Annotated in this window: 24 protein-coding genes; 16 read left to right on the forward strand and 8 right to left on the reverse strand. The window is 66.4% G+C overall.

Annotation, left to right across the window (positions count from 1 at the left end; translation table 11 throughout):
• The first annotated feature begins 161 nt into the window (after positions 1–161).
• Positions 162–632 (forward strand): Lrp/AsnC family transcriptional regulator, encoded by a 471-nt coding sequence (locus G6N77_RS03565; protein WP_165180647.1) that lies wholly within the window; start codon positions 162–164, stop codon positions 630–632.
• A 39-nt stretch (positions 633–671) separates the two neighbouring features.
• Here the strand turns inward: G6N77_RS03565 and G6N77_RS03570 are convergent, their stop codons facing one another.
• Positions 672–2,057, reverse strand: a complete 1,386-nt coding sequence (locus G6N77_RS03570; RefSeq protein ID WP_205677965.1) for an aspartate aminotransferase family protein — start codon at positions 2,055–2,057, stop codon at positions 672–674.
• Positions 2,058–2,267: 210 nt separating this feature from the next.
• Positions 2,268–3,329 carry a LacI family DNA-binding transcriptional regulator gene (locus G6N77_RS03575; RefSeq protein WP_306986581.1) on the reverse strand — a complete coding sequence of 354 codons (1,062 nt, stop codon included), beginning with the start codon at positions 3,327–3,329 and terminating at the stop codon, positions 2,268–2,270.
• A gap of 290 nt (positions 3,330–3,619) precedes the next feature.
• Between G6N77_RS03575 and G6N77_RS03580 the strand changes: the two genes are divergently transcribed.
• The 3 genes from G6N77_RS03580 to G6N77_RS03590 are packed head-to-tail and all read left to right on the forward strand — an operon-like array spanning position 3,620 to position 6,872.
• The gene (locus tag G6N77_RS03580) at positions 3,620–4,753 is read left to right on the forward strand and encodes a Gfo/Idh/MocA family protein (protein WP_165180777.1); all 1,134 of its coding nucleotides are present in this window, start codon (positions 3,620–3,622) and stop codon (positions 4,751–4,753) included.
• Positions 4,754–4,755: 2 nt separating this feature from the next.
• Positions 4,756–5,979: a dihydrodipicolinate synthase family protein gene (locus G6N77_RS03585; protein WP_165180649.1), complete on the forward strand. Its 1,224-nt coding sequence runs from the start codon at positions 4,756–4,758 to the stop codon at positions 5,977–5,979.
• On the forward strand, positions 5,976–6,872 hold the full coding sequence (locus G6N77_RS03590; protein WP_165180650.1) for a sugar phosphate isomerase/epimerase family protein: 897 nt from the start codon (positions 5,976–5,978) through the stop codon (positions 6,870–6,872). The genes G6N77_RS03585 and G6N77_RS03590 overlap by 4 nt, the downstream gene beginning before the upstream one ends.
• 242 nt (positions 6,873–7,114) lie before the next feature.
• Here the strand turns inward: G6N77_RS03590 and G6N77_RS03595 are convergent, their stop codons facing one another.
• A complete protein-coding gene (locus G6N77_RS03595; RefSeq protein WP_165180651.1) occupies positions 7,115–8,359 on the reverse strand; it encodes a PQQ-dependent sugar dehydrogenase in 1,245 nt (414 codons plus the stop codon).
• Positions 8,360–8,392: 33 nt separating this feature from the next.
• Positions 8,393–9,202 (reverse strand): helix-turn-helix transcriptional regulator, encoded by an 810-nt coding sequence (locus G6N77_RS03600; protein WP_165180652.1) that lies wholly within the window; start codon positions 9,200–9,202, stop codon positions 8,393–8,395.
• Between the two features lie 149 nt (positions 9,203–9,351).
• Here G6N77_RS03600 and G6N77_RS03605 point away from each other — a divergent pair, with 149 nt between their 5' ends.
• Positions 9,352–10,743 (forward strand): FAD-binding oxidoreductase, encoded by a 1,392-nt coding sequence (locus G6N77_RS03605; protein WP_165180653.1) that lies wholly within the window; start codon positions 9,352–9,354, stop codon positions 10,741–10,743.
• 37 nt (positions 10,744–10,780) lie between these two features.
• Positions 10,781–10,975 carry a DUF1059 domain-containing protein gene (locus tag G6N77_RS03610; RefSeq protein WP_165180654.1) on the forward strand — a complete coding sequence of 65 codons (195 nt, stop codon included), beginning with the start codon at positions 10,781–10,783 and terminating at the stop codon, positions 10,973–10,975.
• A 72-nt stretch (positions 10,976–11,047) separates the two neighbouring features.
• On the opposite strand, the gene G6N77_RS03615 is transcribed toward G6N77_RS03610, so the two are convergent.
• On the reverse strand, positions 11,048–11,683 hold the full coding sequence (locus tag G6N77_RS03615; RefSeq protein WP_165180655.1) for a uracil-DNA glycosylase family protein: 636 nt from the start codon (positions 11,681–11,683) through the stop codon (positions 11,048–11,050).
• Between the two features lie 213 nt (positions 11,684–11,896).
• Between G6N77_RS03615 and G6N77_RS03620 the strand changes: the two genes are divergently transcribed.
• The 6 genes from G6N77_RS03620 to G6N77_RS03645 all read left to right on the forward strand — a co-directional run bounded on the left by G6N77_RS03620 (position 11,897) and on the right by G6N77_RS03645 (position 17,659).
• A complete protein-coding gene (locus G6N77_RS03620) occupies positions 11,897–12,274 on the forward strand; it encodes a PadR family transcriptional regulator (RefSeq protein ID WP_165180656.1) in 378 nt (125 codons plus the stop codon).
• On the forward strand, positions 12,271–13,215 hold the full coding sequence (locus tag G6N77_RS03625; RefSeq protein ID WP_165180657.1) for a permease prefix domain 1-containing protein: 945 nt from the start codon (positions 12,271–12,273) through the stop codon (positions 13,213–13,215). Before G6N77_RS03620 ends, G6N77_RS03625 begins: the two co-directional genes overlap by 4 nt.
• Positions 13,216–13,370: 155 nt before the next feature.
• Positions 13,371–14,366: an ATP-binding cassette domain-containing protein gene (locus G6N77_RS03630; RefSeq protein ID WP_165180658.1), complete on the forward strand. Its 996-nt coding sequence runs from the start codon at positions 13,371–13,373 to the stop codon at positions 14,364–14,366.
• Positions 14,363–15,148 carry an ABC transporter permease gene (locus tag G6N77_RS03635; RefSeq protein ID WP_165180659.1) on the forward strand — a complete coding sequence of 262 codons (786 nt, stop codon included), beginning with the start codon at positions 14,363–14,365 and terminating at the stop codon, positions 15,146–15,148. The genes G6N77_RS03630 and G6N77_RS03635 overlap by 4 nt, the downstream gene beginning before the upstream one ends.
• A 73-nt stretch (positions 15,149–15,221) precedes the next feature.
• Entirely contained in the window at positions 15,222–16,460 is a 1,239-nt protein-coding gene (locus G6N77_RS03640; protein ID WP_165180660.1) for a pyridoxal phosphate-dependent aminotransferase, read from the forward strand.
• 140 nt (positions 16,461–16,600) lie between these two features.
• Entirely contained in the window at positions 16,601–17,659 is a 1,059-nt protein-coding gene (locus G6N77_RS03645; RefSeq protein WP_306986588.1) for an LLM class flavin-dependent oxidoreductase, read from the forward strand.
• A 40-nt stretch (positions 17,660–17,699) separates the two neighbouring features.
• On the opposite strand, the gene G6N77_RS03650 is transcribed toward G6N77_RS03645, so the two are convergent.
• A complete protein-coding gene (locus G6N77_RS03650) occupies positions 17,700–18,410 on the reverse strand; it encodes an SDR family NAD(P)-dependent oxidoreductase (protein ID WP_165180661.1) in 711 nt (236 codons plus the stop codon).
• Positions 18,411–18,512: 102 nt separating this feature from the next.
• The gene (locus tag G6N77_RS03655; RefSeq protein WP_165180662.1) at positions 18,513–19,520 is read right to left on the reverse strand and encodes a pirin family protein; all 1,008 of its coding nucleotides are present in this window, start codon (positions 19,518–19,520) and stop codon (positions 18,513–18,515) included.
• A gap of 316 nt (positions 19,521–19,836) precedes the next feature.
• Between G6N77_RS03655 and G6N77_RS03660 the strand changes: the two genes are divergently transcribed.
• A complete protein-coding gene (locus G6N77_RS03660) occupies positions 19,837–21,195 on the forward strand; it encodes an inorganic phosphate transporter (RefSeq protein ID WP_165180779.1) in 1,359 nt (452 codons plus the stop codon).
• Positions 21,195–21,503 (forward strand): hypothetical protein, encoded by a 309-nt coding sequence (locus tag G6N77_RS03665; RefSeq protein WP_240901660.1) that lies wholly within the window; start codon positions 21,195–21,197, stop codon positions 21,501–21,503. The genes G6N77_RS03660 and G6N77_RS03665 overlap by 1 nt, the downstream gene beginning before the upstream one ends.
• Positions 21,504–21,627: 124 nt before the next feature.
• Here the strand turns inward: G6N77_RS03665 and G6N77_RS03670 are convergent, their stop codons facing one another.
• Complete coding sequence (locus G6N77_RS03670; protein ID WP_240901661.1) at positions 21,628–22,086, reverse strand: hotdog fold thioesterase; 459 nt, start codon at positions 22,084–22,086, stop codon at positions 21,628–21,630.
• A gap of 115 nt (positions 22,087–22,201) precedes the next feature.
• Here G6N77_RS03670 and polA point away from each other — a divergent pair, with 115 nt between their 5' ends.
• Positions 22,202–24,832 (forward strand): DNA polymerase I, encoded by a 2,631-nt coding sequence (gene polA, locus G6N77_RS03675; protein ID WP_240901666.1) that lies wholly within the window; start codon positions 22,202–22,204, stop codon positions 24,830–24,832.
• A 56-nt stretch (positions 24,833–24,888) separates the two neighbouring features.
• Positions 24,889–26,232: a GNAT family N-acetyltransferase gene (locus G6N77_RS03680; RefSeq protein WP_165180665.1), complete on the forward strand. Its 1,344-nt coding sequence runs from the start codon at positions 24,889–24,891 to the stop codon at positions 26,230–26,232.
• Positions 26,233–26,309: the final 77 nt, after the last annotated feature.

Raw genomic sequence — 26,309 nt, forward strand, 5'->3', positions numbered from 1 at the left:
GGCTGGCTGGCAGGCATGCCAGCGCCGGAAGGCAAGCGGGTATTCTGTCAGTGAACGGCACACCATCCACCCCGCCGTCCCTGACAGCCGCACACAGTGCATGCCGGGACCGCCATTTTCGCAGGCGAGATCGTCGTCGACACGCCCACAAGGAGCTCCCCGTGACCACACACCCTGATTCCTCACTGAACGAACTTGACGAGATTTCCAAGCGGATCATTGAACAATTGCAGGAGGACGGCCGGCGGTCCTACGCGGCCATCGCCGAATCCGTGGGGCTGTCAGACGCCGCCGTGCGCCAGCGCATCAAGCGGCTCATTGACAGCAAGCTGCTGGAAATCGTGGCCGTGACCGACCCCTTGCGCGTGGGGTTCACCCGCCAGGCCATGATCGGGGTGCGGATCAATGGGCAGCTCGGGGACGTCGCGAAGGCGCTTGAGTCCTTCAGCGAGGTCAGCTACATAGTGCTCACGGCCGGCCAGTACGACCTTCTCGTGGAGGTGGTCTGCGAGGATGACGACCATCTCCTGCGCCTGCTTGGCCGCATGCGGGAACTGCCGGCCGTTACGTCCACCGAGACGTTCATGTACCTTAAGCTCCACAAGCAGCGCTACGACTGGGGCACGCGCTAACCGTCTTGGCATCCTGGGCCGTGAACAGGAGCCACACGGTTAGAGCAACTCCTGGGCTTTAATGAGGGCGGCGCGCAGAATACGTTCCATTTCATCGAACTCGGGCTGGCCGATGATCAGCGCCGGGGAGAGCTGGATGACGGGGTCGCCGCGGTCGTCGGCGCGGCAGTATAGGCCGTTGGCGAAAAGTTCGTGAGACAAAAAGCCCTTCAGCACCCTTTCGCATTCTTCAGCGCTGAAGGTTTCCTTGGTTGCCTTGTCCCTGACGAGTTCAATGCCGTAGAAGTAGCCCGCCCCGCGTACGTCCCCGACAACGGGCAGGTCCAGGAGCTTCTCCAGCGTGGACCGGAAGGCGGCTTCGTTGGCGCGGACGTGGCCGTTGATGTCCTCGCGCTCGAAGATGTCCAGGTTGGCAAGCGCGACGGCGGCCGACACCGGATGCCCGCCAAAGGTGTAGCCGTGCGAAAAGACGTGGCTGCCGTCGGCAAACGGCTCATAGAGCTTGTCCGAGGCGATGAGTGCGCCCATGGGGGAGTAGCCGCTGGTCAGTCCCTTGGCGCAGGTGATCATGTCGGGGACGTAGTGGTAGCGTTCGGCGCCAAAATACGTGCCGAGCCGGCCAAACGCGCAGATGACTTCGTCGCTGACCAGCAGCACGTCGTACTCGTCGCAAATTTCCCGGACCCGCTGGAAATAGCCGGGAGGCGGTGGGAAGCAGCCGCCGGCGTTTTGGACCGGTTCCAGGAACACGGCGGCAACGGTGTCTGGACCCTCCTCCAGGATGACGCGCTCAATCTGGTCGGCGGCCCACCGGCCAAAGGCCGCCGGATCCTCGCCATGGACTTCTGCGCGGTAGATGTTGGTGTTTGGCACGCGGAAAGTGGAGGGCACCAGCGGCTCAAAATCAGCCTTGAGTTCGGGGATGCCCGTGATGGACAGGGCGCCGTGCGTGGTGCCGTGGTAGGCGGTGGTGCGGGAGATTGCCTTGTGTTTGCCCGGCTTGCCCTTGATCTTGAAGTACTGCTTGGCCAGTTTCCAGGCGGACTCCACTGCCTCGCTGCCGCTGTTGGTGAAGAACACGTGGTTGAGGTCTCCGGGGGCCAGGGCCGCCAGCCGTCCGGCGAGCTCCGCGGCGGGCTCATTGGCGTAGGACCACAGCGGGAAGTACGCAAGCGTCTCGGACTGCCGGGCAGCTGCCTCGGCCAGTTCTCGGCGGCCGTGGCCCACCTGGACCGTGAACAGGCCGGCCAGCCCGTCCAGGTAGCGTTTTCCCTGGTCGTCATAGACGTAGGCGCCTTCACCGCGCACGATCATCGGCAATTCCGACTGGTCGCCGGGCTGGGCGGAAAAGTGCAGCCAGAGATTGTCGTGGGCTGCCTTGCGGTATGAGGTTCCCGACTCCGGGCCGGCCATCACTGCGGACATGTTAAGGGCTCCTTGGATCCATCGGGCACGTCGTCTTCGATGCGCCCGTGCTGATCAGTCTGCCCGGCAAAACATCTCTTGACAAGGGAATCTGAACTTATTGTTTGGATATGCTTCTGTATCCATCGTTTCTACGGTTCAATATTTGAAATGGCTTGAAAAGTCCGGCAAATTCGATATTGCTCACGGGAAAGCGGGAGCGGCCCGCTGCTAGCCGCGCGCCGCGCCCGCGCTTTCGCGCAACACGACTTCGCCGGTGATGCCGGGGGCGGGGGCGCCATTGGGATCCAGCGCCAGGCCCGCGGCGATCCGCCCAATGTCCTCCAGCGGGAGCCGGTAGGTGGTCAGCCCGGGGGAGTGGTCGCGAAGCGTGGGGATGTCATCAAACCCGGCCACCTGCACGTCCTCCGGGATGCGCAGCCCGCGCGAGCGAAGGGCTGTCATGGCGCCCAGGGCCATGACGTCATTGGCGGCCAGGATGCACAGGCCGGGTGCGCCGCCGTCGTTCTTCCCGGCTTCTGCGGCAACCGGCATGCCCGGCAGGTCCAGGCACTCAAGGGTGGCGTCATAGCCGCCGCGGCTGTTGAAGGCCCCCGGAACCACGGCCATAGGTTCGATTCCGGCAGCGGCGAGGGCCGCCGTGAAACCTTCGACACGGTACCGGGCGGTGTTGCGCTCCGGCGGCCCGGCGAGAATGGCAAAGCGGGTGTGCCCCCTGTCCAGGAGGGCGGCGGCCAGGGCGGCGGCGCCCTCCCGGTTGGGCAGCGGGAGTGACAGCGCCCCGGGGATGCCGGTGGATCCCAGCGCCACCACGCGCCCGCCGTTCTTGATGTAGCGGCCCAGTGCGCTGGACACCCTGGGGTCTTCGTCCTGCAGCCGGGAGGCGGCGAGGATGATCGCATCGGTGCGGTAGGAGATGAAGGCGTTGACGGCGGACAGCTCGGCGCTGCCCTCCGGTTCGCCGCCTGCAATGTCCGTCCCGGCGAGTAGCACCTGGCGGCGGTGTTGGAGTGCCGTTTCCTGGACGCCGTGGGCGATGGTGGAAAAGTACGGGTCCGCAATGTCGTGCACCACCAGTCCCACCAGTCCCGTGGTGGAGCGGGCCAGTGCCTGGGCCTGCGCGTTTGCCACGTAGCCGAGCTCCTCCGCGGCGGCCCGGACGCGGTCTGCGATGGCCGGGGCCGGAGTCCGCGCGGAGCCGTTCAGGACCCGTGAGGCGGTGGCGAGGGACACGCCGGCCTGGCGGGCCACTTCGGTTAGTTTGACGCTCACGGTGGTGTCCTTGTCGTGGAGGTGCGGATGGAATGTTTCAGTCCGCCCGGGGAAGCCCTTGACCGGACGCTGTCTCCAGCATATATTGGAAAGCGCTTTCCAAATTTCAGGCCACGCCGGACCCTCCGGCACGCACTTACCACCGGGAGGAGCACGTGACGCTGACAGCATCCACCGACCAGGCCACCACGGCAGCCGAGGCAACGGCAGGCGCCGCCGGCGCAGACGCAGCCGCAGCCGCAGACGCAGCCGCAGCCGCAGGCGCCAAGAAGAAGGTCATCCGCATTGCCATGAACGGCATCACCGGCCGCATGGGCTACCGCCAGCACCTGCTGCGCTCCATCCTGCCCCTGCGCGAGTCCGGCCTGACGCTGGAAGACGGCACCAAGGTCGCCATCGAGCCCATCCTCGTGGGCCGCAACGCGGAGAAGGTCCGCGAACTTGCCGAGCTGCACAACGTTGAGCACTGGACCACCGACCTGGACGCGATCATCGCAGACCCGACTGTCGACGTCGTCTTTGACGCCTCCATGACCAGCCTGCGCGCCGCCACCTTGAAGAAGGCCATGGCCAACGGCAAGCACATCTTCACCGAGAAACCCACGGCTGAGACCCTGGAGGAGGCCATCGAGCTGGCACGCATTGGCCAGGAAGCCGGCATCACCGCGGGCGTCGTGCACGACAAGCTTTACCTGCCCGGCCTCGTCAAGCTGCGCCGCCTGGTCGACGAAGGCTTCTTCGGCCGCATCCTCTCCATCCGCGGCGAGTTCGGCTACTGGGTCTTCGAAGGCGACCACCAGGCCGCCCAGCGCCCCTCCTGGAACTACCGCAAGGAAGACGGCGGCGGCATGACCACCGACATGTTCTGCCACTGGAACTACGTCCTTGAAGGCATCATTGGCCGGGTTTTGACCGTCAACGCCAAGACCGCAACCCACATCCCGGCCCGCTGGGACGAGGCAGGCAACGAGTACAAGGCAACCGCCGACGACGCCGCCTACGGCATTTTCGAGCTGGAAACCCCGCAGGGTGACGCCGTCATTGGCCAGATCAACTCCTCCTGGGCAGTACGCGTCTACCGCGACGAGCTCGTGGAATTCCAGATCGACGGCACCCACGGCTCCGCAGTTGCCGGCCTGAACAAGTGCGTCGCCCAGCAGCGCGCCCACACCCCCAAGCCCGTCTGGAACCCGGACCTGCCCGTCACCGAATCCTTCCGCTCACAGTGGCAGGAAGTCCCGGCGAACGCCGAGCTGGACAACGGCTTCAAGCTGCAGTGGGAAGAGTTCCTGCGCGACGTCGTCGCCGGCCGCGAACACCGCTTCGGCCTGCTCTCCGCAGCCCGCGGCGTGCAGTTGGCCGAGCTGGGCCTGCAGTCCTCCGACGAGCGCCGCACCCTGGACATCCCGGAAATCGAGCTCTAACCATGGCCATTTCAATCACCCTTCCGCTGCCGGACGGCGGCCTTGAAGCACTCACGCTGAACGGGACCGGCCCGTGGCACAAGCCGACGGCGCTCATCACCTCCCGCAAGGTCTACGCCGCCGCGCACGTCACCCCCAAGGTTTTGGGCAACAACGTGCCCGGCGCCCCGGCCGACATTGACTGGGATGCCACCCTGGCCTTCCGCCGTGAGCTGTGGAGCTGGGGCGTGGGCATTGCCGATGCCATGGACACCGCGCAGCGCGGCATGGGCCTGGACTGGGCCGCCACGCAGGAGCTCATCAACCGCTCCGCCGCCGAGGCCGCCCTCATCGCCACGCCGGAGCGCACCGTGCGCGACCTCCTGGCCTGCGGTGCCGGCACCGACCAGCTGGACCCCGCAACCGTGGAGCCCGGCGAGGATGGCCTGGCCGCCGTGCTTGCCGCCTACCGCGAGCAGATCGCCGTCGTCGAGGCCTCCGGCGCCAAGGTCATCATCATGGCCTCGCGCGCCCTGGCCAAGGTTGCCAGCGGCCCCGCGGACTACCTGGCCCTCTACGGCACCTTGCTGTCAGAGGTCAAGGAGCCCGTTGTCCTGCACTGGCTCGGCACCATGTTCGACCCCGCCCTGGCCGGCTACTGGGGCAGCGACGATGTCGCCGCCGCAACCGCCACCTTCCAGCAGCTGATCTCGGCGCATGCCGCGAAGGTGGACGGCGTCAAGGTTTCCCTGCTCGACGCCGGACACGAAGTTGCGCTGCGTGCGTCACTTCCGGAGGGCGTGCGCTTGTACACGGGCGACGACTTCAACTACCCCGAGCTGATTGACGGCGACGGCTCGCACTACTCGGATGCACTGCTGGGCATCTTTGCCGCCATCGCGCCTGCCGCCTCAACGGCTTTGCAGAAGTACGACGCCGGCCAGCCCGCCGAGGCACGTGCCATCCTCGATTCCACGCGGGATCTTGGCCTGCACATCTTCGAGGCACCCACGTACTACTACAAGACGGGAATCGCCTTCCTCGCGTGGCTGAACGGCTACCAGGCCGGCTTCCAGATGGTCGGCGGCCTGCACTCGGGGCGCGACCTCAACCACCTGGTCAAGCTGTTCCGCCTGGCCAACACGGCACAGCTGCTGCTGAACCCGGAGCTGGCCGCCAATCGCATGGCCGGATTCCTGAACGCCGCCGGCGTTGAATCAGCAGTTCTGGAAGGAGCCGACGCATGAGCACCTTTGAGAAGCTGTCCATCAACACGGCCACGATCAAAAAGGCATCGCTTGCCGAAGCCCTGGACCTCAGCGTCGCCGCAGGCTTGAAGCACATTGGCCTGTGGCGCGACAAGGTGGCTGAGGTCGGGCTGGAAACAGCCGTGGAAATGGTGAAGGCGTCCGGCCTGCAGGCTTCCAGCCTGTGCCGCGGCGGCTTCCTGACCGCTGCCGAACCGGCCGGCCAGGCAGCCGCGCTCGAGGACAACAAGGCCGCCATCCTGGAGGCGAAGGCCCTCGGCACCACCGAGATCATCATGGTGGTGGGCGGGCTTCCCGACTTCAGCGTGGCGCCCGGTGCCGTTGACGGCGGCGGCGAGGCAAGCGCCGTCGTGGGCGGCAAGGACATTTGCGCTGCACGCCAGCGCGTGGCCGACCGCCTCGCCGAACTGGTGCCCTTCGCCCTGGAACACGGCGTGCGCCTGGTCCTGGAACCGCTGCACCCCATGTACGCCGCCGACCGCGCGGTGCTCTCGACCCTGGGCCAGTCCCTGGACCTGGCAGCGCCGCACCCGGTCGAGGCCGTGGGCGTCGTGGTGGACACCTTCCACGTGTGGTGGGACCCGTCGCTGCAGGAGCAGATTGCCCGCGCCGGCGCCGAAGGCCGCATCGCCTCTTACCAGGTGTGCGACTTCAACCTGCCCATCGCCGCCGACGCGCTGCTGTCCCGCGGATTCATGGGCGACGGCGTCATTGACTTCGCGTCGATCGGCCAGTGGGTTGCCGAGGCAGGCTACAACGGCGTCGTCGAGGTGGAAATCTTCAACGAGGACATCTGGAACCTGCCGTACGCCGAGGTGGTCGACACCGTCAAGGCCCGCTACGCAAAACTGGTGGCCCCCCACCTCCCCTAACTCCCCCCGCTCCACCCGATCCTCCCTCACTTTATGGCCATTTCTCCCCGACCCTCCATCAGATTGTGCTGTCTTTTTCGATACGCTCCATCACTTCCTTGCGTGGCGAGCGGCGGGTAAACAGCCACCGCGAAACGTGAGGGACCGTCGCCGGAAACCCCGCGAAAAGTGAGGAGGGCCACGGAAGATACCGCGAAACGTGAGGGACCGTCGCCGGAAACACCGCGAAAGATGAGGGAGCGTCAGGGGGTGGTGGCGGGAAATTGCACTATCTTGTCGTCGCCGGGGCGGGGGGTGCCGCGGCTGTCGGTGTTGTTGGTCAGGATCCGGACGCTCCCGTTGGGCAGGACCGCAACGTCGCGGAGGCGGCCGAATTGGCCGGTGAGGTGCGCCTCGGCCCGGGGCGTGCCGGAGAGGTGGACCACCCACAGGCGTTGCCCGCGCAGTGACGCCATGTAGAGGGTGGTGCCGTTGATGGCGATGCCGCTGGGGCTTGCCTCGGCGACAGGCCATTCCAGCACCGGGTCTGTGTACGCGGGGTTGTGGCCTATGCCCTCAACCACCGGCCACCCGTAGTTTTGGCCGGGCTTGATCAAATTCAGCTCATCCCAGGTGTTGAGGCCGAACTCCGAGGCCCACATGCGTCCGAGGCTGTCCCAGGCAATGCCCTGCACATTGCGGTGGCCCAGGGTCCATACTGGGCTGCCGGGGAAGGGATTCCCCGCCGGAATGCCGCCGTCGGGCGTGAGCCGCAGTATTTTCCCCGACAGCGAGTTCCTGTCCTGGGCGGCGGAGGGATTGTTGGCATCGCCGGTGGTGGCGTACAGCATGCCGTCGGGGCCGAAGGCGATGCGCCCGCCGTCGTGGTTGGGCGCCTTGGGGATGCCCTTGAGGATCGTCACAGCCGTGCCGAGGGACCGTTCGCCGGCCCGGCCCAACAGCGGCATCCGGACAATCCGGTTGTCCGAAGCCGTGCTCTGGTACGCGTACAGCTGCAGGCACCCGGTGGCCGGGTCGGGCGCCTGGCCGGCCGCGCAGCTGCCGAGCCGCACGGCGAGCCCCAGCAGCCCGCCCTCGTTGACATGGTCGACGCCGGGGACGGTCCCCACTGGGTGCTTGGTGCCCTTGGGCGACACTTCCAGAACCTTCCCCGCATCCCGTTCGTCCACCAGCATGCTGCCGTCGGCGAGCAACACCATGGACCACGGCGCAGACAGCTCCGTGGCAATGTTGGTGCCCGTGCCGGAGGGCAGGACCACAGGGGCAGGAGGCTTCGGGGTGGGGGCGCCTGATCCGGTGGCGGTCCCGGTGGCGGGGCCAGTGGCGTGGGCAGTGGGACTGTTCAAGGTGCTTGCATTGGGGGTGGGGGCTGACGCGCTGACAACCGTGCTTCCCTGTGGGGATGCCGGTGCAGCCGTGGAGCAGCCCGTGGTGGCAAGTACGGCGGAGGCGGCCAGTGCCAGTGCGACCGCCAGCGGCAGTTTCATGGTCTGAGCCTAGCCCAAGCCTGCCTGCACGGCTCAGTGCTCCGCCCCGCTGCTGTGCTGCCCGCTTAGAAGTTCCAAGTGGTTCAGGGCTTCGCTGTCGGCCGCAAATTTGGCGGCGGCTTGCGAGCGGTCCTGCACCTGGAGTTTGCGATAGGTGTGTTCGAGGTGTTTTGCGACAGTGCGGGGACTGCAGCCGGTCCGCCGGGCGATGGCGGCGTTGGTTTCGCCCGCTGCCACCCTTGAGAGAACGTCGAATTCCGCGTCAGTCAGCAGGGCCAGGGTCCGGCCTGGTGACGGGGCATAGTCCCTGTTCCGTTCCGCGGCCCGGACCAGGCAGGCGAAGGACTTGGCCAGGGGCCGCTGCAGCACTGCCAGGATGGCGCGGTCCGTTTCGGTGAAGTCGTGCTGTGAGCGGTTCAGGGCGATCCCTACCACTGTGGGGCCGGGCGCCTCCACGGTGATGGCCATTTGGTGTTCCACGGGGATCGGGCGAAAAAAGTACTCATAGAGGTCGAGCCGGTGGAAATGCCCCGTGTCGAGGAAGTCGCTCACCTTGACCGGGTCCACGTGGTGCGGGTCCTTGTAGTAGTTGACCAACGGGTGTTCAGCGACAAATTGCGCAAAGACCTGGCGGGTTTCCAGTGCCAGGCTGCCGGACGGGAAATCCCGGTAGCTGACACCCTGGGGCCCAATTTCGTTGTACGTTGCCACATCGCAGCCCAGCAGCGACGCCAGGGCCGGAAGCACCAATTCCGGAAATTGCTCAGGGCGGGACAGCGAATCCAGGCCCCCGACCAGGTCCACAACAATCTCCAGCTGGCGCAGCGATATGTACATGTCCATCGACCGATTTCACGATGCGGTTCGGCGGCAATGCCGTTCCGGCCAAGGGCCGGGGCGGCGTGCACAATGTGCGTATAGTCTACCGCCGCCCGTGTGCCTAGCGTAGGGGCTGGGAGGAAGCCTATGGCGACAATTGAGGACGGGACATCATGGACACCGGACAAGTGGCACAGTTGCGCGAGAGCATTCACGGAACAGTTATTTCCCCCCAGGATGCGGGCTATGACGCGGCGCGGGCCGTGTACAACGGCATGATCGACAGGCACCCTGCCGCCGTGGTCCAGGTCTCTGACGCCGGCGACGTGGTGGCCGCCGTCGCCTTTGCCCGCGGGCAGGGCCTGGACATCGCCGTCCGCGGCGGGGGCCACAGCGCGCCCGGTTTTGGGACGTGCGACGGCGGCTTGGTCATCGACTTCTCCAAGCGCACCGGCATCCGGGTCGACGCTGCCGCGCAGACGGCACGCGCGGAAGCCGGGACCACCTGGTCCGGATTCGACCACGCCACGCACACCTACGGGCTGGCGACCACGGGCGGCATCATCGGATCCACCGGCATTGCCGGGCTGACACTGGGCGGCGGCATCGGATACCTGGCGCGCAGGCATGGACTGGCCTGCGACAACCTGCTGCAGGCAGACGTGGTGCTGGCAGACGGCCGCCTGGTCAGCGCCAGCATTGACGAAAACGAGGACCTCTTCTGGGCCCTTCGCGGCGGCGGCGGAAACTTTGGAGTGGTGACTTCGCTGGAATATGCCCTGCATCCCGTCGACACCGTCTACGGCGGGGTTGTCATCTTTCCGGCCAGCGCGGGCCGTGAGGTGGGCGGGTTCTTCCGCGAGTACATTGCCGCAGCCCCGGAGGAATTTGGCGCGTTCCTCGGTTTCCACCAGGGCCCGCCCGTGCCATTCCTCCCGGAGGAGTTCCATGGAACACCCATTTGCGTGGTGGTGGGGGCCTGGTCCGGGGCCCTGGCCGACGGCGCCCGCATGTGGGAGCCGGTCCTGGCGGCAGGACCCGTGCTGGGACAGTTCACCGGGCCGATGCCCTACCCCGCGGTCAACGGGCTGTTTGACGCCCTGCTTCCGGCCGGGCTGCAGGCGTACTGGAAGGCGGACTTCATGGGGGAGCTCAGTGACGCGGCCCTCGGGGTTGCCGTTGACTTTGGTTCGAAGGTTCCCAGTGTCCAGTCCGCCAACCATTTCTATCCCATTGACGGGGCCGTGCAGCGCGTTGCTGCCGACGCCACGGCATTTGGGTACCGCGACGTTGGCTTTGCGCCTGTCATTGCGGGCATGTGGGAGGACCCCGCGGACAACGAGGCCAACATCAACTGGGTTCGGGACTATTGGACTGCGCTGCACCCTTACGCGGAGGCCGGCGGATACATCAATTTCATGGACGCCGACGACCAGCACCGCATCCAGGAAAACTATCGCGGGAACTTCGACAGGCTGGCCGCCGTCAAGGCCAAGTACGATCCGGACAACGTGTTCCACCTCAACCAGAACATCGTTCCGGCAGTGCCCGCCGCATCACGGTAGGGATGGCAGCCGGATGGCATGAAAGGAGGTGAATGAAATGGCACGGGTAATGATTGATTGCCGCAAGCTTCCCAGCGACGTGGGCTGCACACTGACCGTGGCGGGAACGGAGGAGGAAGTCCTGCCGGTCTCCACGGCCCACGCGGTGGCGGTGCACGGAGAAGTGGACGGCCCCGAGCTCCAGGAAATGCTCCGCAGCGCCATGGAACCTGCCGAAGCGGCCATGGCGTAGGACGCCGGCAACGGTGCAGGTGCCGCTCCGGGCGGCACCGGCTCCGTGCTGCCCGGCACGTTGGTGGTTCGGTCAGCGGCCCTTGACGGGAATGCCGTTGCGGGTCATGGACTCGGCGTATGCCTTGGCCGACTCCAGGAGCCAGCCTGCCTGCCGTTCGGCGGAGCCGGCAAAGCTGCGCCCGCTCAGGGAGCGGACCTTGTAGATCCCGAAGCCGCGCTTGTAGAGCATGGGCCCCTGGGCCTTCAGGAGTTGGTCGGCCAGGCGGTGTGCCTCGGTGCCGTGCGCCACGAGGGCGGAAGCCCGGGGGACCAAGGTCAGGAACTTCACGAGGGGGCGCAGTCCCTGTTCAATCTGCTGTGCGCTCAAGCGGCCGTTGGCCGCACCGGGCGTGAACCACGGATGGACATTCCACGGCATGACATAGCTTGGCTTGAGCCCCAGCTGCCAGTGGATGCCGAGGAGGCGCGTGGCGGCCTGCTCGTCGCCGGCGGTGACAAAGCCGGCCTCATCCAGTTCCCCCACGTTGGAGAACAGGCTGATGATGCGGCACTCATCGACATCGTGCACCGGATCCACATACGCAACCTGCTGCCCGGGCCGGGCCTCGGCCAGTGCGTCGCAGAGTTCGGTGATGGGCGCTATGTTCTCGTCGTAACGACGGTTCCAGAGCTGTTCACGCAGTGATTCAGTAGCCACGGATGTCATTGAGGGCTTGGTCTCCTTGGGGTTTGGGAATGAGTGACCCGCGCTTCCCCAAAAGCGGGTTGGTCCAGCGATTGAGCCTACCAATTTTCCGCCGTTCATGGGCGCTGGAGGTTTGTGCTAGGCCCTGCGGCGGGCCGCAAGTGTGAGAAACTCAACAGCCATTTTCGATATACCCCTTCCCAGGCTAGTAGTTGATCAGATACAGTAATAGTCATGGTTCAGAACCCCAGCGAAAGCCCCCCGCAGTCCGAACCCTTTGCGGCCGACCTGCTGCGGGGCCACACGGACACGATCGTGCTGGGCGTCCTTCGCGGGGCCGAAAGCTATGGCTTCGAGATTTACAAGACCATCAGGGATGCCACAGGCGGCCTGTACGAAATCAAGGAAGCAACCCTGTACGCCACCTACCGCCGGCTGGTCAAGGACGGACTCGTCGAGGCCAGCTGGGGTGACGAGACCCAGGGCGGACGGCGCAAGTACTACCGCATCACCGACGCCGGCCGGGCCGTCTACGCCAAGAACGTCCAGTCGTGGACGGCAACACAGCGGATCATCAACACGCTCCTGAACGTGAAAGGCGGCACGCCATGAGCAGCGCCGAACACTCCAACATTCACCGCTACCTGGACGACGCCTTCGCCGGCCTGCCCATGAACGCCGAACTTCAGGACCTCAAGGAGGAAATCCGCTCCAACATGCAGTCAAGGGTGGCTGAACTGGAAGGGCAGGGCGTGGCGCCTGCCGCCGCGGCCGCCACGGCCATTGACGAGTTGGGCGACGTTCGGGCCATCATCGGGGACAGTGGCGCCGGAACCAACGAAGGAAGCAACGCAGGAAGCAACGGAAGAACCGCAGGAACCGTTGCCGAGCACCTGGCCGCGCACGCCGCCAACAAGGTCAGGCCACGGCCGGGCTTCGTCACAGGCACGGTGCTGTTGTCGGTCATTGCCCTGGCGGCCCTGCTGCTCTTTGTCCTGGTCCTGGGAGACCACGGTTCGCCGGCGCCTGCCGTCCTCTTCGGATTCGCCCTCGCCATGTGCACAGGGGCCATCACGGCGTGGAGCCTGCAACAGGAGACCAGCCAAAACTATCCGCTGCCACGGCGCCGGGCCCTGGGATACGGCGCGGCGGCAGCGGCCGCCGTCGGGCTGTGCCTGTGCGCGCTGGTGGCGGTGGCCGGCACCGGACTGCTGGTGGCGGGCATCTTCGTGGTGCTTGGCGCCACGGTCGGATTCATCCGGCTGGGCCTGTCCCAAACGAACCGGCGCAAGCCCTGGGTGCGGGCCATGGCCCGCGACTACCAGGCGCAGGACAGGTTCACGCAGGACCCTGTGGCGGCGGCCAGGTTCGGCATTTATACGGCCGCCATTTGGATTCTGGCGATCGCTGTCTTCATCTGGCTGACCTTCACCTTGGGCTGGGGGATCTCCTGGCTGGCCTTGCTGACGGGCCTGGCCCTGTTCCTGGTTGTCCTGGCGCGCATGCTCTTCCCCGCCGGGGAGGCTGAGCGGCGCCAGGCAAAGAGAGAGTAGTCCCAAGAAAAACAAACGGCCCGGATGTTCGAGCATCCGGGCCACCTGTTCCAACCATTGAGTCTCCCCAGGGGATTAGCCGCAGCGAACTCAAGGCACACCCACAGTTTACTGCAGCGGCCCCGTCGGCAGGCTCCGTTTCAAAGGAGCCCATCATGGCACACAACCCAACCCCGGCGGCCATCGAGGCCGGCGGCCTGACCAAGAGCTATCCCGGCGGCCGAGGAAAACCGCCCACCCGGGCCTTGGCCGGACTCAGTTTCGCGGTGGAGCCCGGCACCATTTTCGGCCTGCTGGGGCCCAATGGCGCCGGCAAGTCCACCACCGTCAGAATCCTGGCCACCCTGGCAACCGCCGACTCCGGCAAGGCCACCGTTGCCGGGCACGACGTCGGCCGGCACCCCGGGCGGGTCCGTCACGCCATCGGCTTTGTCGCCCAGAAGCAGGTGTCCGACCCCATGGACACGGGCCGGGAAAACCTGGTCCTGGCCGGCCGCCTCCAGGGCCTTTCCGGACCCGCGGCCAGGGCCCGGGCCACGGAGCTGCTGGAGCGCTTTTCCCTCACGGATGCCGCCGGGCGCCTGGTCAAGACGTATTCCGGCGGCATGGCCCGCAAGCTGGATGTCGCCATCGGCCTGATGCACCGGCCCCGGGTCCTTTTCCTTGACGAGCCCACCACCGGGCTGGACCCCGAGGCGCGCGCGGACATGTGGGCGGAGCTGGAAGGCATGGCCCGGGCCGAGGAGATGACGGTGCTGCTGACCACGCACTACCTGGAGGAGGCGGACAGGCTGGCCAGGCGGCTCGCCATCGTCGACAAGGGGCGGATCGTGGTCGAGGGCACCCCCGGGGAACTGAAAGACGCGCTGCACGGGGACGCCGTCGTCGTCGAACTTGCCGATCCTGCGCGGGACGCGGGCCGGGCCCGGGAGGTGGTGGCCGGAGCCGGACTGCTCCGGGAGATCCTGGCGGACGGCCGCTTCCTGCGGGGGAGGGCGGATGCTGGCGGAACCGCGCTGCCGGCAGTGCTTGCACGGCTGGAGGCGGCCGGCATCGCGGTCGTTTCCGCAACCGTCGCCCGGCCCAGCCTTGACGACGTCTACCTGCGCCACACCGGGCACGTCTTTGCGCAGCTGGAGGTGGCGGCATGAGCATCCTGGGCGCCACCACACACACCGCGATCCTCACGGCCCGCCAGTTGCGAGCGTTCGGGCGGATGCCGGTGTACCTGGCGATGAACCTCATCCAGCCCATCATCTGGCTGCTCCTGTTTGGGCAGCTGTTCAAGTCGGTGGTCAACATCCCCGGCTTCAGCGGAGGCAGCGACTACCTGGTGTTCCTGACCCCCGGCATTGTCATGATGATGGCCCTCTTTGGCAGCGCCTGGGCCGGGACGTCGTACATCCAGGACATGGACCGGGGAGTCATGGACAGGTTCCTCACCTCGCCCACCAGCCGCGGTGCCATGATTCTGTCCACCATGCTGTTCCAGGCCGTGCTGACGGTCCTCCAAACACTGGTGGTGCTGGGCGTGGCATGGCTTGCCGGTGCCAGGTTCGACGGCGGACTGCCGGGCCTGGCCGTCCTCCTTCTTTCCGCCGTGCTCCTGACGTTTGTGTTTGCCGCCTTCTCCAATGGCATGGCCCTGCTGGCGAAGACACAGACGGCCCTCATCGCCATCTCGCAGCTCATTTCCTTTCCGCTGATGTTCCTCAGTTCCGCCATCATGGACACCTCGCTTTCTCCCGCGTGGGTGGGCGTGGTGGCGCGGTTCAACCCCTTCGAATGGGCCGTCGCCGCGGGGCGCGGGGCGCTGCAGGCGGCGCCCGACTGGGGTTCGGTCTGGGGTTCTCTGGGACTGCTGGCGGCGCTTGCCGTGCTCATGACCTGGCTGGCCGCGCGGGCGTTCCGCTTCTACCAGCGCGGGCTGTAGAACGGCGGGGGCTGGCGGCCGGATGGTGGACAAATCCGGCCGCCCGGCCCCTGTTTGTGTGAAGATGGATGGCATGCGCCCCATGCAACACTCCAGCAAACTCGCCAATGTACGGTATGAACTTCGCGGCCCGATTCTTCACGCGGCCCAGAAGATGGAGGCGGAGGGCCACCGGATCCTGCGCATGAACCTTGGCGACACCGCGCCCTTCGGGCTGGAGGCCCCCGAATCCATTGTGGTGGACATGATCCACCACCTGCGCGGCGCCCAGGGCTACAGCGATTCCAAGGGCATCTTCTCCGCCCGCACCGCCATTTCGCAGTACTACCAGACCCGCGGCCTGATGAAGATCGGCGTCGAGGACATTTTCGTGGGCAACGGCGTGAGCGAACTGATCTCCATGACCCTGCAGGCGTTTTTGGAAAACGGCGATGAAGTGCTCATCCCGGCCCCCGACTACCCGCTGTGGACGGCCTCCGTGACGCTGACCGGCGGGGTTCCCGTCCACTACCTGTGCGACGAGGACAATGAATGGTGGCCGGACATGGCGGACGTCGCGGCCAAGATCACCCCGAACACCCGCGCCATCGTCATCATCAACCCGAACAACCCCACGGGCGCCGTTTACCCGCGGCACATCCTGGAGCAGTTTGTGGACCTGGCCCGGGACAACGACCTGGTCATCTTTGCTGACGAAATCTACGAAAAGATCCTCTACGACGGCCGCACGCACATCCACATGGCCTCCCTGGCCGACGATGTCTGCACACTCACGTTCAGCGGACTGTCCAAGGCCTACCGGATGCCCGGCTACCGGGCCGGCTGGGTGGCGCTGTCCGGGCCACGTGCCGCCATGGCGGACTTCAAGGAGTCGCTGGAGCTGATCGCCTCCCTGCGCCTGTGTTCCAACGTCCCAGCCCAGCACGCCATCCAAACGTCCCTGGGCGGCTACCAAAGCATCAACGACCTGACGAAACCCGGCGGGCGGCTGTGCGAGCAGCGCACCCGCGCCTCGGAGCTGCTCAACGCGCTGCCGGGCGTCTCCTGCGTCCCCGCCGCCGGCGCGATGTACCTCTTCGTGAAGCTGGACCCGGAGATGTATCCGATCGACAATGATGAGAAATTCGTCATCGACCTGCTGCAGGACCAAAAGCTCCTGGTGTCCCACGGCACCGCCTTCCATTGGCCCACGCCGGACCATTTCCGCTTCGTGGTGCTGCCCTCCGTTGGCGACATCGAAGAGGCCGTGCGCAGGATTTCCACCTTCCTGGCGGTCTACCGGCGCAAGTACGCCGCGGCAGCCCAGCGTTAGCCGGGCGGACGCCGCCTGCCGCCGACAGACGCCCGGGAATAGTTCCGGGCACGCCAAAGTTCCCAATGTAGATACAAACGCATATTCATGACCGGGGTGCTTGACCGCCTCGGCAGAACAACAGAGCGGACGGAACACACGTGGCAAACGGAGCAATTGAAGCCCCCGGCATTGAGCTGGGACTGGACACCTTTGGCGACGTCACCCTGGCGCCGGGCGGGGAAGCGAAGCCGGCCGCCCAGGTGATCCGCGACGTCGTCGAACAGGCCGTGCTGGCCGACTCCCTGGGCCTGGACTACTTCGGCGTGGGGGAGCACCACCGTGACGACTTCGCCATTTCCTCACCGGACATGGTCCTGGCGGCGATTGCCGGGCAGACGAAGCGGATCCGCCTTGGCTCGGCCGTCACCGTCCTCAGTTCCGACGACCCCATCCGAGTCTTCCAGCGCTTTTCCACGCTCGACGCCGTTTCCTCCGGCCGCGCCGAAGTCACCCTGGGCAGGGGGTCCTTCACGGAATCCTTCCCCCTGTTCGGCTTCGACCTGACCCAGTACGAGGAACTGTTTGAGGAAAAGCTGGCGCTGTTCGCCGAACTCCTCAAGCAGGGCCCGGTCACGTGGAGCGGAAACACCCGGCCGGCCCTGACGGAGCAGATGGTCTACCCGCACACCGAATCAGGCGCGCTCAGGGCCTGGGTTGCGGTGGGCGGCAGCCCGCAATCCGTGGTCCGGGCAGCCCACCATGGGATGCCCCTCATGCTGGCCATCATTGGCGGGGAACCGCTGCAGTTCGCGCCGTTCGCCGACCTCTACCACCGTGCGCTGGCCGAGTTTGGCCGGCCCGAACTTCCCATCGGTGTGCATTCGCCCGGGCACGTGGCGGAGACGGACGAACAGGCCATGGAGGAGCTGTGGCCGCACTACGCAGCCATGCACAACCGCATTGGCCGCGACCGCGGGTGGCCGCCGCTGACCCGCCTGCAGTTCAACGCAGTGGCAAGCCCCAACGGCGCACTGGTGGTGGGCTCCCCGGAGACAGTTGCCCGGAAGATCACGAAAGTGGCGAAGGCGCTGAAGCTGTCGCGCTTCGACCTGAAGTACAGCCATGGCACGCTCCCGCACGACGCCATGCTCAGGAGCATCCAGCTCTACGGGTCCCAGGTGGCGCCGATGGTGCGGGAAAACCTCGCCAAGGGCTGAGCCGGCCCTCTGGCTGAATCCGGCCTTCTGGCCGGGCCGGTCACCAGGGGACGGCTTCGCCGCGATAGTCCAGGAATCGCAAGCCTCCCCGGCCGTGCTGGGCATCAATGGTGCGCACCAGGCGGGGGATGCTTTCCCCAATTGTCAGCGGGGCATTCGGGCCGCCAACGCCGGTGCCCTTGATCCACCCCGGCGCCATGAGCAGCAGGGTGCGGGGGTCGCCGGCGTTGCGGGCGGCGTAGCTGCGCATGAGCTGGTTGAGGGCGGACTTGCTGGCACGGTAGATCTCGAAGCCGCCACGGGTGTTGTTGGCGACGCTGCCCTGGCCGGAGGACATGACGGCAATGGTCCCCGCGGCGGAAACCAGGTCCTTGAATTCCTCGACAACGCGCAGGGGGCTGAGGGCGTTGGTGACCATGAGGCGGGTGAATTCTTCGGTGCTGACGTTCGCCGCTGTTTCGTTTGCGGCATTGGCCACCCCGGCATTGACGAACAACAGATCGAACCGTCGGGCGGCCAGCCTGCCGTGGAGGCTGGTGAGTTGGTCGGGGATGGTGATGTCCACGGTCTCGATCTCCAGGTGGCCGGCAGCACGGTCCTGCAGTTCATGCAGGGAGGTGCGGCCGGGTCCGCGCACCGTGGCAACCACGTTTGAACCGTTGTTGAGGTACTCCTCTGCCAGGGCCAAACCCAAGCCGCGGGAGGCCCCTATGATGAGAATTGAGGTGTTGGGTTTGGCTTGGCCCGTCATGAATCCCGTTTCCTTTTTCATGGTGCTGGACGTTGCATTCCTGCGACCCATTCAACACCCGGCCCCCCCGACGCGGGTACCGGCGCCACGACGGAGGCAGGCCTAGCTTGGATTGCTCCGCGGGCGCAGGTTGACGGTGGGAAGCCCGGGGGCCGGCAGCGGCGGATCCACCTGGTTGGCGGGAAGCCCGAACTGGCGGTCCCCGCCCGGCACGCCGCCCATGCCGTCCGGCGTCGTCCCGAAGGCGGCAATCTCCGCCTGCCACGCCGCACGGAAAGCCACCACTTCCTCGTGGGAGCGCCCCACGAAGTTCCACCACATGACGATTGACTCGCCCAGGGGAGTTCCGCCGATCAGCAAAAGCCGCACCGGCGCCTGTCCGGCCACCAGCGTCAAGGACCCGCGCCCGGGGCCCGTGTACCCAAGTTCGCCCGGCGCCAGGGCGTTGCCGTCCACGCTGAGCGTGCCGGAATCGACCAGGAAGCCGTGTTCAAAGGCAGGGTCCACGTCCAGGCTGACGGTGGCGCCGGCGTCGAGCCGCAATTCCGCCCCCAGCAGGGGGGTGTGTGTAACCACCGGGGAGGTCCCGCCGGCAAGCGACCCCAGGAAAACGCTGAGGGTCACCCCCGGCAGCTGCACGGGCACCGGCCGGAAGTGCTCAAATGTCGGTTCCATGAACCGGGCATGCTCCGGCAGGGCCACCCACAGTTGGGCTCCGTGCAGCACGGTGGTGCCGGGCGTGGAGTATTCGGAATGGCTGATGCCGCGGCCCGCCGTCATGAGGTTCAGCTCGCCGGGCCGGACCATGGCGTGATATCCGGCACTATCGGTGTGTTCCACCTCGCCGGTAAACAGCCAGCTGACGGTCTGCAGGCCTGTGTGCGGATGCGGCGGCACGGCCATCCCTCCCGTCGCCGAAACGTCATCCGGGCCGTAGTGGTCCACGAAGCACCACGCCCCAATGAGGGAGCGCTGGCGCTGCGGCAAAGTCCGGCGCACTGTCATCGCCCGGGGACCGCCCAGGGGGACCATCCGCGGTTCCAGCACCTCCACGGCGCCCGGACTGCTGGGGCAGAGGAGCTCCTGCGGCTCCGAATCCAAACTGCTCATCTCAATGCACCATTCCCTACGGCAGGTCGGCGGCCAGGGCCCTTTCCTTGAATCGTAGTGCGTGCCGGGCCGCCCTGCAGCGCGGCACCCGCGGCCCGGGAGCATACCGCCGGCAGGTAAACGCCAGCCAAACGCCAGCCAAAGAAATGGGTGGCGCCAGGCAAATCCGTCGTAGGATCGTAGGGGCTGGTTCCCCGCCCGGACAGGTTCCCCACGGCGCCCGCCATCCCGCACGCCGCAGTTGTCCGACTAGACTCTTTGCTGTTTCGCTTTTGCCCCCAATAGAAATGGATCTCGGGTGGATCACCTCACCTTCATGGTCGTGCTCGTCATTGCACTGGCTCTTTTCTTCGATTTCACCAATGGCTTTCATGACACGGCCAATGCCATGGCAACACCGATTGCCACCGGGGCCATCAAGCCCAAGACCGCCGTGGCGCTGGCAGCCATCCTGAACCTGGTCGGAGCGTTCCTCTCCACCGAGGTGGCGAAGACCATTTCCGGCGGCATCATCAACGAGAAGCAGTTTGCCATCACGCCGGCCATCATTTTTGCCGGGTTGATGGGGGCCGTGCTGTGGAACCTGTTCACCTGGCTTTTGGGCCTGCCGTCCAGTTCCTCGCACGCACTCTTCGGCGGATTGATCGGTGCGGCCATCGTGGGCACCTGGAACTTCGGGGCCGTCAATTTCCTGGTGGTGCTTTCCAAGGTCATTTTCCCGGCACTCCTTGCCCCCGCGGTTGCGGGCCTTGTTGCCTACGTGTGCACGAAGCTGGCTTATGGAATTACGCGCCGTTCGGACCCGGATTCCGGGGACAAGCTCACGCAGAAGCGCGGCGGGTTCCGACGCGGCCAGGTCTTCAGCTCATCGTTGGTGGCGCTGGCCCACGGCACCAATGACGCGCAGAAGACCATGGGCGTCATCACCCTGGTGCTGATAGCCTCCAATCTCCAGGAATCCGGCACCGGACCGCACATTTGGGTCATCACCGCGTGCGCGCTGGCCATTGCCGGCGGCACATATGCCGGCGGCTGGCGGATCATCCGCACGCTGGGTTCGGGCCTGACCGACGTCAAGCCGGCCCAGGGCTTTGCCGCTGAAACCAGCACCGCCGCAGCCATCCTGGCCTCCAGCCACCTGGGCTTTGCACTGTCCACCACCCACGTGGCGTCCGGTTCCGTGGTCGGCTCGGGCCTTGGTCGCAAGGGTTCCACCGTCCGCTGGGGCGCCATTGGCAAGATCAGCCTGGGCTGGCTGTTCACGCTGCCGGCTGCCGCCGTCGTCGGGGGGCTGGCTGCCCTGCTGATCCGCACCGGCGTCCTGGGCCTGGTCATCGTCACGGTGCTGGGCATCGGCGCAATCCTGTTCATGTTCTTCCTCTCCCAGCGGGAAACGGTCGACCACAACAACGCCATCAGCGACGTGGACGCGGTTGGCGAGGCCCTCCACATCCCCAGCAGGAAGGAGCGGGACCGCCTGGCGGCCAAGGCCCGCGCCGCAGCCAAGCTGGCCGACAAGGCCGCGAAGCGCGCCGCGGAAACGGCAGCCATCCGGGCCAAGGCGCAGGCGGCCGTGGACCAGGCGGACACCGCCGTCCTGAAGGCCATGACCAAGGCCGCACAGGCAGCAGAATCGCCCAAGGGCAAGAAGCAGACCAGCAAGAAGGGCAAATAATGCAGTTGGCCTCCATCACCGCCATGGCAGCAGCAGCTGCCTCCAAGCCCGTCATTGACTGGATGGGATTCGTTGTCGTTGCAGTGGTCACCCTGGTCGGGGCGGGCTTCGTTGTCGTCATGTACTCGCTGGGCGTGCGCCTGACAGCCGTCAGCGGCGACGGCGACGGCACCCGCGCCAGCCTCGCCGCCAAATGGGGCGCCTATGTGTCCTTCGGCTTCAGCGTGCTGGCCGTCGTCATCGGGATCGTGCTGATCGTTCCCCCGTTTTACAAGTTCGCCATGCACCTGTTCGGCATCACTGCCTGACTCTGCACGCAGCCCACCCCGTTCAAGAACGACGCCGGGCACCCGCCCTCCGCTGACAGCGGCACGCGGGTGCCCGGCGTCGTTTGTTGACGGCGGCGGGCGGGCCGGGCGGGGCGGAAAGTGCTCAGTTGTCCAGGATCATGTTCGTGATCCTGGCGGTGGAGAGCTTGCGGCCCTCCGGATCCGTCATGACCACTTCATGGGTGGCCAGCGTCCGGCCCAGGTGGATGGCGGTGGCGGTGCCCGTGACCAGTCCGGACTTGATGCCGCGGTGGTGGGTGGCGCCAATCTCGATCCCCACCACGTGGCGGTGCGGACCGGCATGCATCGCGGCGGCAAAGGAGCCCAGCGTCTCGGCCAGGACCAGGTGGGCGCCCCCGTGGAGCAGCCCGGCCACCTGGGTGTTGCCCTCGACGGGCATCGTGGCCGTCATGTGCGCGGCGGACATCTCGCCGAACACGATCCCCATCTTCACCACCAGGGCGCCGACCCCCATGTGGGACAGCCATTCATGCATCTCCTCGGGAACCCCCGCGGCCACGAGTTCGGCGGTATGGGCATGTGGCGTGAAATTACTGTTCATGATGACTAGGCTGGCACCTGTGAGTGAATCTGCCAAGACGGCCCCCCCGACACCTGTTTCCGCTGCCACCCAGGACGGGGAAACGCCGCGCCTGCTGGTGATCGACGGCCATTCCATGGCATTCCGCGCCTTTTACGCCCTGCCGCCGGAGAATTTCGCCACGGACACCGGCCAGCACACCAACGCCGTCCACGGCTTCACGTCCATGCTTTTGACCATGATCCGCCAGCAAAAGCCCACACACGTGGTGGTTGCCTTCGACCTGGACACCCCCACCTTCCGGTCCCTGGAGTACACGGAATACAAGGGGGGGCGCAACAAAACGCCCGAGGAGTTCTACGGGCAGATCGACCTCATCATCAAGGTCATGGCCGCCATGAACATCCCCACCATCTCCGTAGACGGCTTCGAGGCGGACGACATCATTGCCACGCTCTCCGTCCAGGGTGAAACCGCCGGCTGGGACGTGCTGGTGGTGTCGGGGGACCGGGACGCCTTCCAGCTCATCACCGACAAGGTGCTGGTGCTCTACCCCAAAAAGGGCATCTCCGACATCCCGCCCATGGACGCCGCCGCGGTGGAAGCAAAGTACTTCGTGCCGCCCAACAGGTATTCGGACCTGGCCGCGCTGGTCGGGGAGACGGCCGACAACCTCCCCGGCGTGCCGGGGGTTGGCCCGAAGACGGCTGCCAAGTGGATCAACCAGTACGGCGGCCTCGAGGGCATCCTGGACAACCTGGACTCGATCGGCGGGAAGGTGGGCGAGTCACTGCGTGCCCACGTGGACGACGTCAAGCGCAACCGCCGCCTCAACCACCTGCTGCGGGACATGGAACTCCCCGTTGCCCTGGATGACATGGTCCTCCAGGCGCCTGACCGCGAGGCTGTGGAGGAGCTCTTCGACGCCCTCCAGTTCAACACCCTCCGCAAGCGCCTCTTCGACCTGTTCGGTGAGGAGGAGGAGCACGACGACGGCGAGGGCCACCAGGTGCCAGCCCACCAGTTGGTCACGGAGGCTGCCGCGCTGAAAAAGTGGCTCGCGGCCGGCAAGGCCACGCTGACCGCCGTGGACGTGCTGAGCGAGCCCCTGGGTCTCCAGCGGGAGGCAGTTGCGGTGGCGCTGGTCCGCGCGGACTCGGCCGCCGTCGTCGAACTCGGGACGGCAGACGAGGCCCTTGACAGGCAACTCGGCACGTGGCTGGCGGGGGACGCGCCCAAGGTGGTCCACGAATACAAGGAAGCGCTCAAGGCGCTGGCCCCCCGCGGGCATTCGCTGGGAGGAGTGGTGGATGACACGTCACTGTCCGGCTACCTGATCCAGCCCGACCGCCGCAGCTACGACCTGCCGGACCTGAGCCAGATGCACCTCAAGGTCACCTTCGCCGCGGCCGGCACCTCAGACGCCGGCCAGCTTGACCTGGGCCTGGAAGGCGGGGCCAGGTTCGCCGACGCCGTCCAGCGCGGCTACGTGGCCCTCCTGCTCAGCGAACACTTTGCCCCGATGCTGGCGGAGCGCGGCGCGGCCACACTGCTGGCACAGCTGGAACTGCCGCTCGCCGCCGTCCTGGCGCAAATGGAACTGACAGGCATTGACGTCTCCCAGGAGCGCCTCGACGCCCTCCTGGCTGATTTCACGGCAGCCATGAACGCCGCCCAGGCAGCGGCCTTTGATGCCATCGGCCACGAGGTGAACCTGGGCTCGCCGAAGCAGCTGCAGGAGGTGCTCTTTGAGGAGCTGGGCCTGCCCAAGACCAAGAAGATCAAGACCGGCTACACCACGGACGCGGCCTCCCTGAAGGCCCTGCTGGAAAAGACCGGACACGAATTCCTGGCCCAGCTCATGGCACACCGCGAGGCATCCAAGCTCAAGCAGATGGTGGAAACCCTGAAGAAGTCAGTGGACGCCGACGGGCGCATCCACACCACCTACGCACAAAACGTGGCTGCCACGGGCCGGCTGTCCTCCAACAACCCGAACCTGCAGAACATCCCCATCCGCAGCGAAGAGGGACGCCGCGTCCGCGACCTGTTCGTGGTCAGCGACGGCTATGAATGCCTGCTGGCAGCGGACTACTCGCAGATCGAAATGCGCATCATGGCCCACCTGTCCGGGGACGCCGGCCTCATCCAGGCATACGCCCAGGGTGAGGACCTGCACCGCTACGTGGGATCGCACGTGTTCGGCGTTGCCCCCGAGGAGGTCACCTCCGCCATGCGCTCCAAGGTCAAGGCCATGTCCTACGGGCTGGCCTACGGGCTGACCAGCTTTGGCCTGTCCAAGCAACTGGAAATCTCGGTGGACGAGGCCCGCACCCTGGTCAAGGACTACTTCGACAGGTTTGGCGGGGTGCGCGACTACCTGCGCGGCGTGGTCGAACAGGCCCGCATTGACGGCTTCACCTCCACCATTGAGGGCCGCCGCCGCTACCTGCCGGACCTGACCAGCACGGACCGCCAGCTCCGCGACCTGGCCGAACGCGTGGCGCTGAATTCGCCCATCCAGGGATCCGCCGCCGACATCATCAAGCACGCCATGCTCGGTGTTGCCGCGGAACTGGACAAGCAGGGGCTCAAGTCCCGCATGCTTCTTCAGGTCCACGACGAACTGGTCCTGGAGATCTGGCCGGGGGAACGGGACGCCGTCCAGGCGCTGGTCGTGGCCCAAATGGGGGCTGCCGCAGACCTGTTGGTGCCGCTGGAAGTCCAGGTCGGCGTCGGCTCCAGCTGGAACGACGCCGGCCACTAGCCGCCCCGCCCGCCCCACAGACAGCCAGAGAAAAACGGACCTACGGAGGAAGCACCATGAGCCACGAGCGTGAGATCCCCGGCCGGAATCCGCGGTCGTTCCCTTATGAACTGCGCTCGTTTCCCGTCCGGCTGGTTGACGGGGTGGTCCCCGAGGAAGTCGCCAAGTGGTCCCAGGCCGTTGCACTCGGTTTCTACGGGGACGCGCCCACAGGGGAGAACCTGGCCAAGTTCGCCGTGCTGGAACAGGCTGACGGGCGCATGGCCACGGGCGCGTACCTGAAGGACGCGGCCGCCCCCGCGGGTGCATGGGGCCCGGAGTACCCGGTGGCCACCTACGCGTACCACCGCAAGAACCTCAACGTCGGCGGGGGCACCCTGCTGCCGGTGCACCAGATCACCGCGGTCACCGTGCGCCCCAGCCACCGGCGCCGAGGGATCCTGCGTGCCATGATCAGCTCCGACCTGGCCCAGGCCAAGGCCGCCGGCATCCCCCTGGCCGCGCTGACCGCGTCCGAGGCAACCATCTATGGCCGTTTCGGCTTTGGCGTCGCCACCCACAAGTGCACGGTGGAAGTGGCCACGCGGGGCGGCATTGCCTTCCACAACCCGTCCGCCGCTGCGCAGGGAACCGTGGAGGTGGCCGATCCGCTGGTGGTCCGTGACCTGCACCATGAAATTTTTGCCCGCGTGCACGCTGCCACCTACGGGTCGATCGGCCGGCACGACATGTACCGGCTGGTGGCCTCGGGCCAGGGCAATTACGCGTCCATGACCCCGGTGCGCAACATCCGGGCCGCGCTGCACTACGACGACGCCGGCGAGATCGACGGGTATGTCACCTACAGGCCAAACGAGGAAGCGAAGCCGCCCACGGTTGAGGTGGTGGACCTGCTGGCGGTCGGTGAAAGTGCATATTTGGCGTTGTGGAACTATCTGGGCTCCTTGGACCTGATCGAACGGATCACGTGGACCATGGCACCGGAAGTGGACCCGCTGGAATGGGCCATGGCTGCCAAGCGCGACTACAACCGCACCGGCACCGAGGACCACCTGTGGCTGCGCATCCTGGACACGCCTGCAGCCCTGGCCGCACGGCACTACCTTTCCGACGGCAGCATCACGGTCCACGTGGGGGACCCCCTGGGCCACGCGTCCGGCATTTTCCGCATTGACGTGGTCCACGGGATGGCCACCGTGAAACGCTGCCCCGAAGACGGCTCCGTTGAAGCAGAGCTGGGCTTGGGGGTCAGCGAACTGTCCAGCATCTACCTGGGTGCTGTCAGCGCGCGCACCCTGTCCGCCGCGGGACGGGTCCGGGAGGACGTCCCGGGGGCCGTGGCCCGCTTCGACGCACTCTTCGCCCCGCCGGGCCCCGCCCACAGCCTGACAAACTTTTAGGCGCCTGCCCCTGTCCTGCCACTTCGCCCGTGTCGCGGGTAGGATGCATCACAAGAGGCAGCAGTTCCACGGCCGGC

This window comes from Arthrobacter silviterrae, from assembly GCF_011045165.1.
Classification (GTDB): Bacteria; Actinomycetota; Actinomycetes; order Actinomycetales; family Micrococcaceae; genus Specibacter; species Specibacter silviterrae.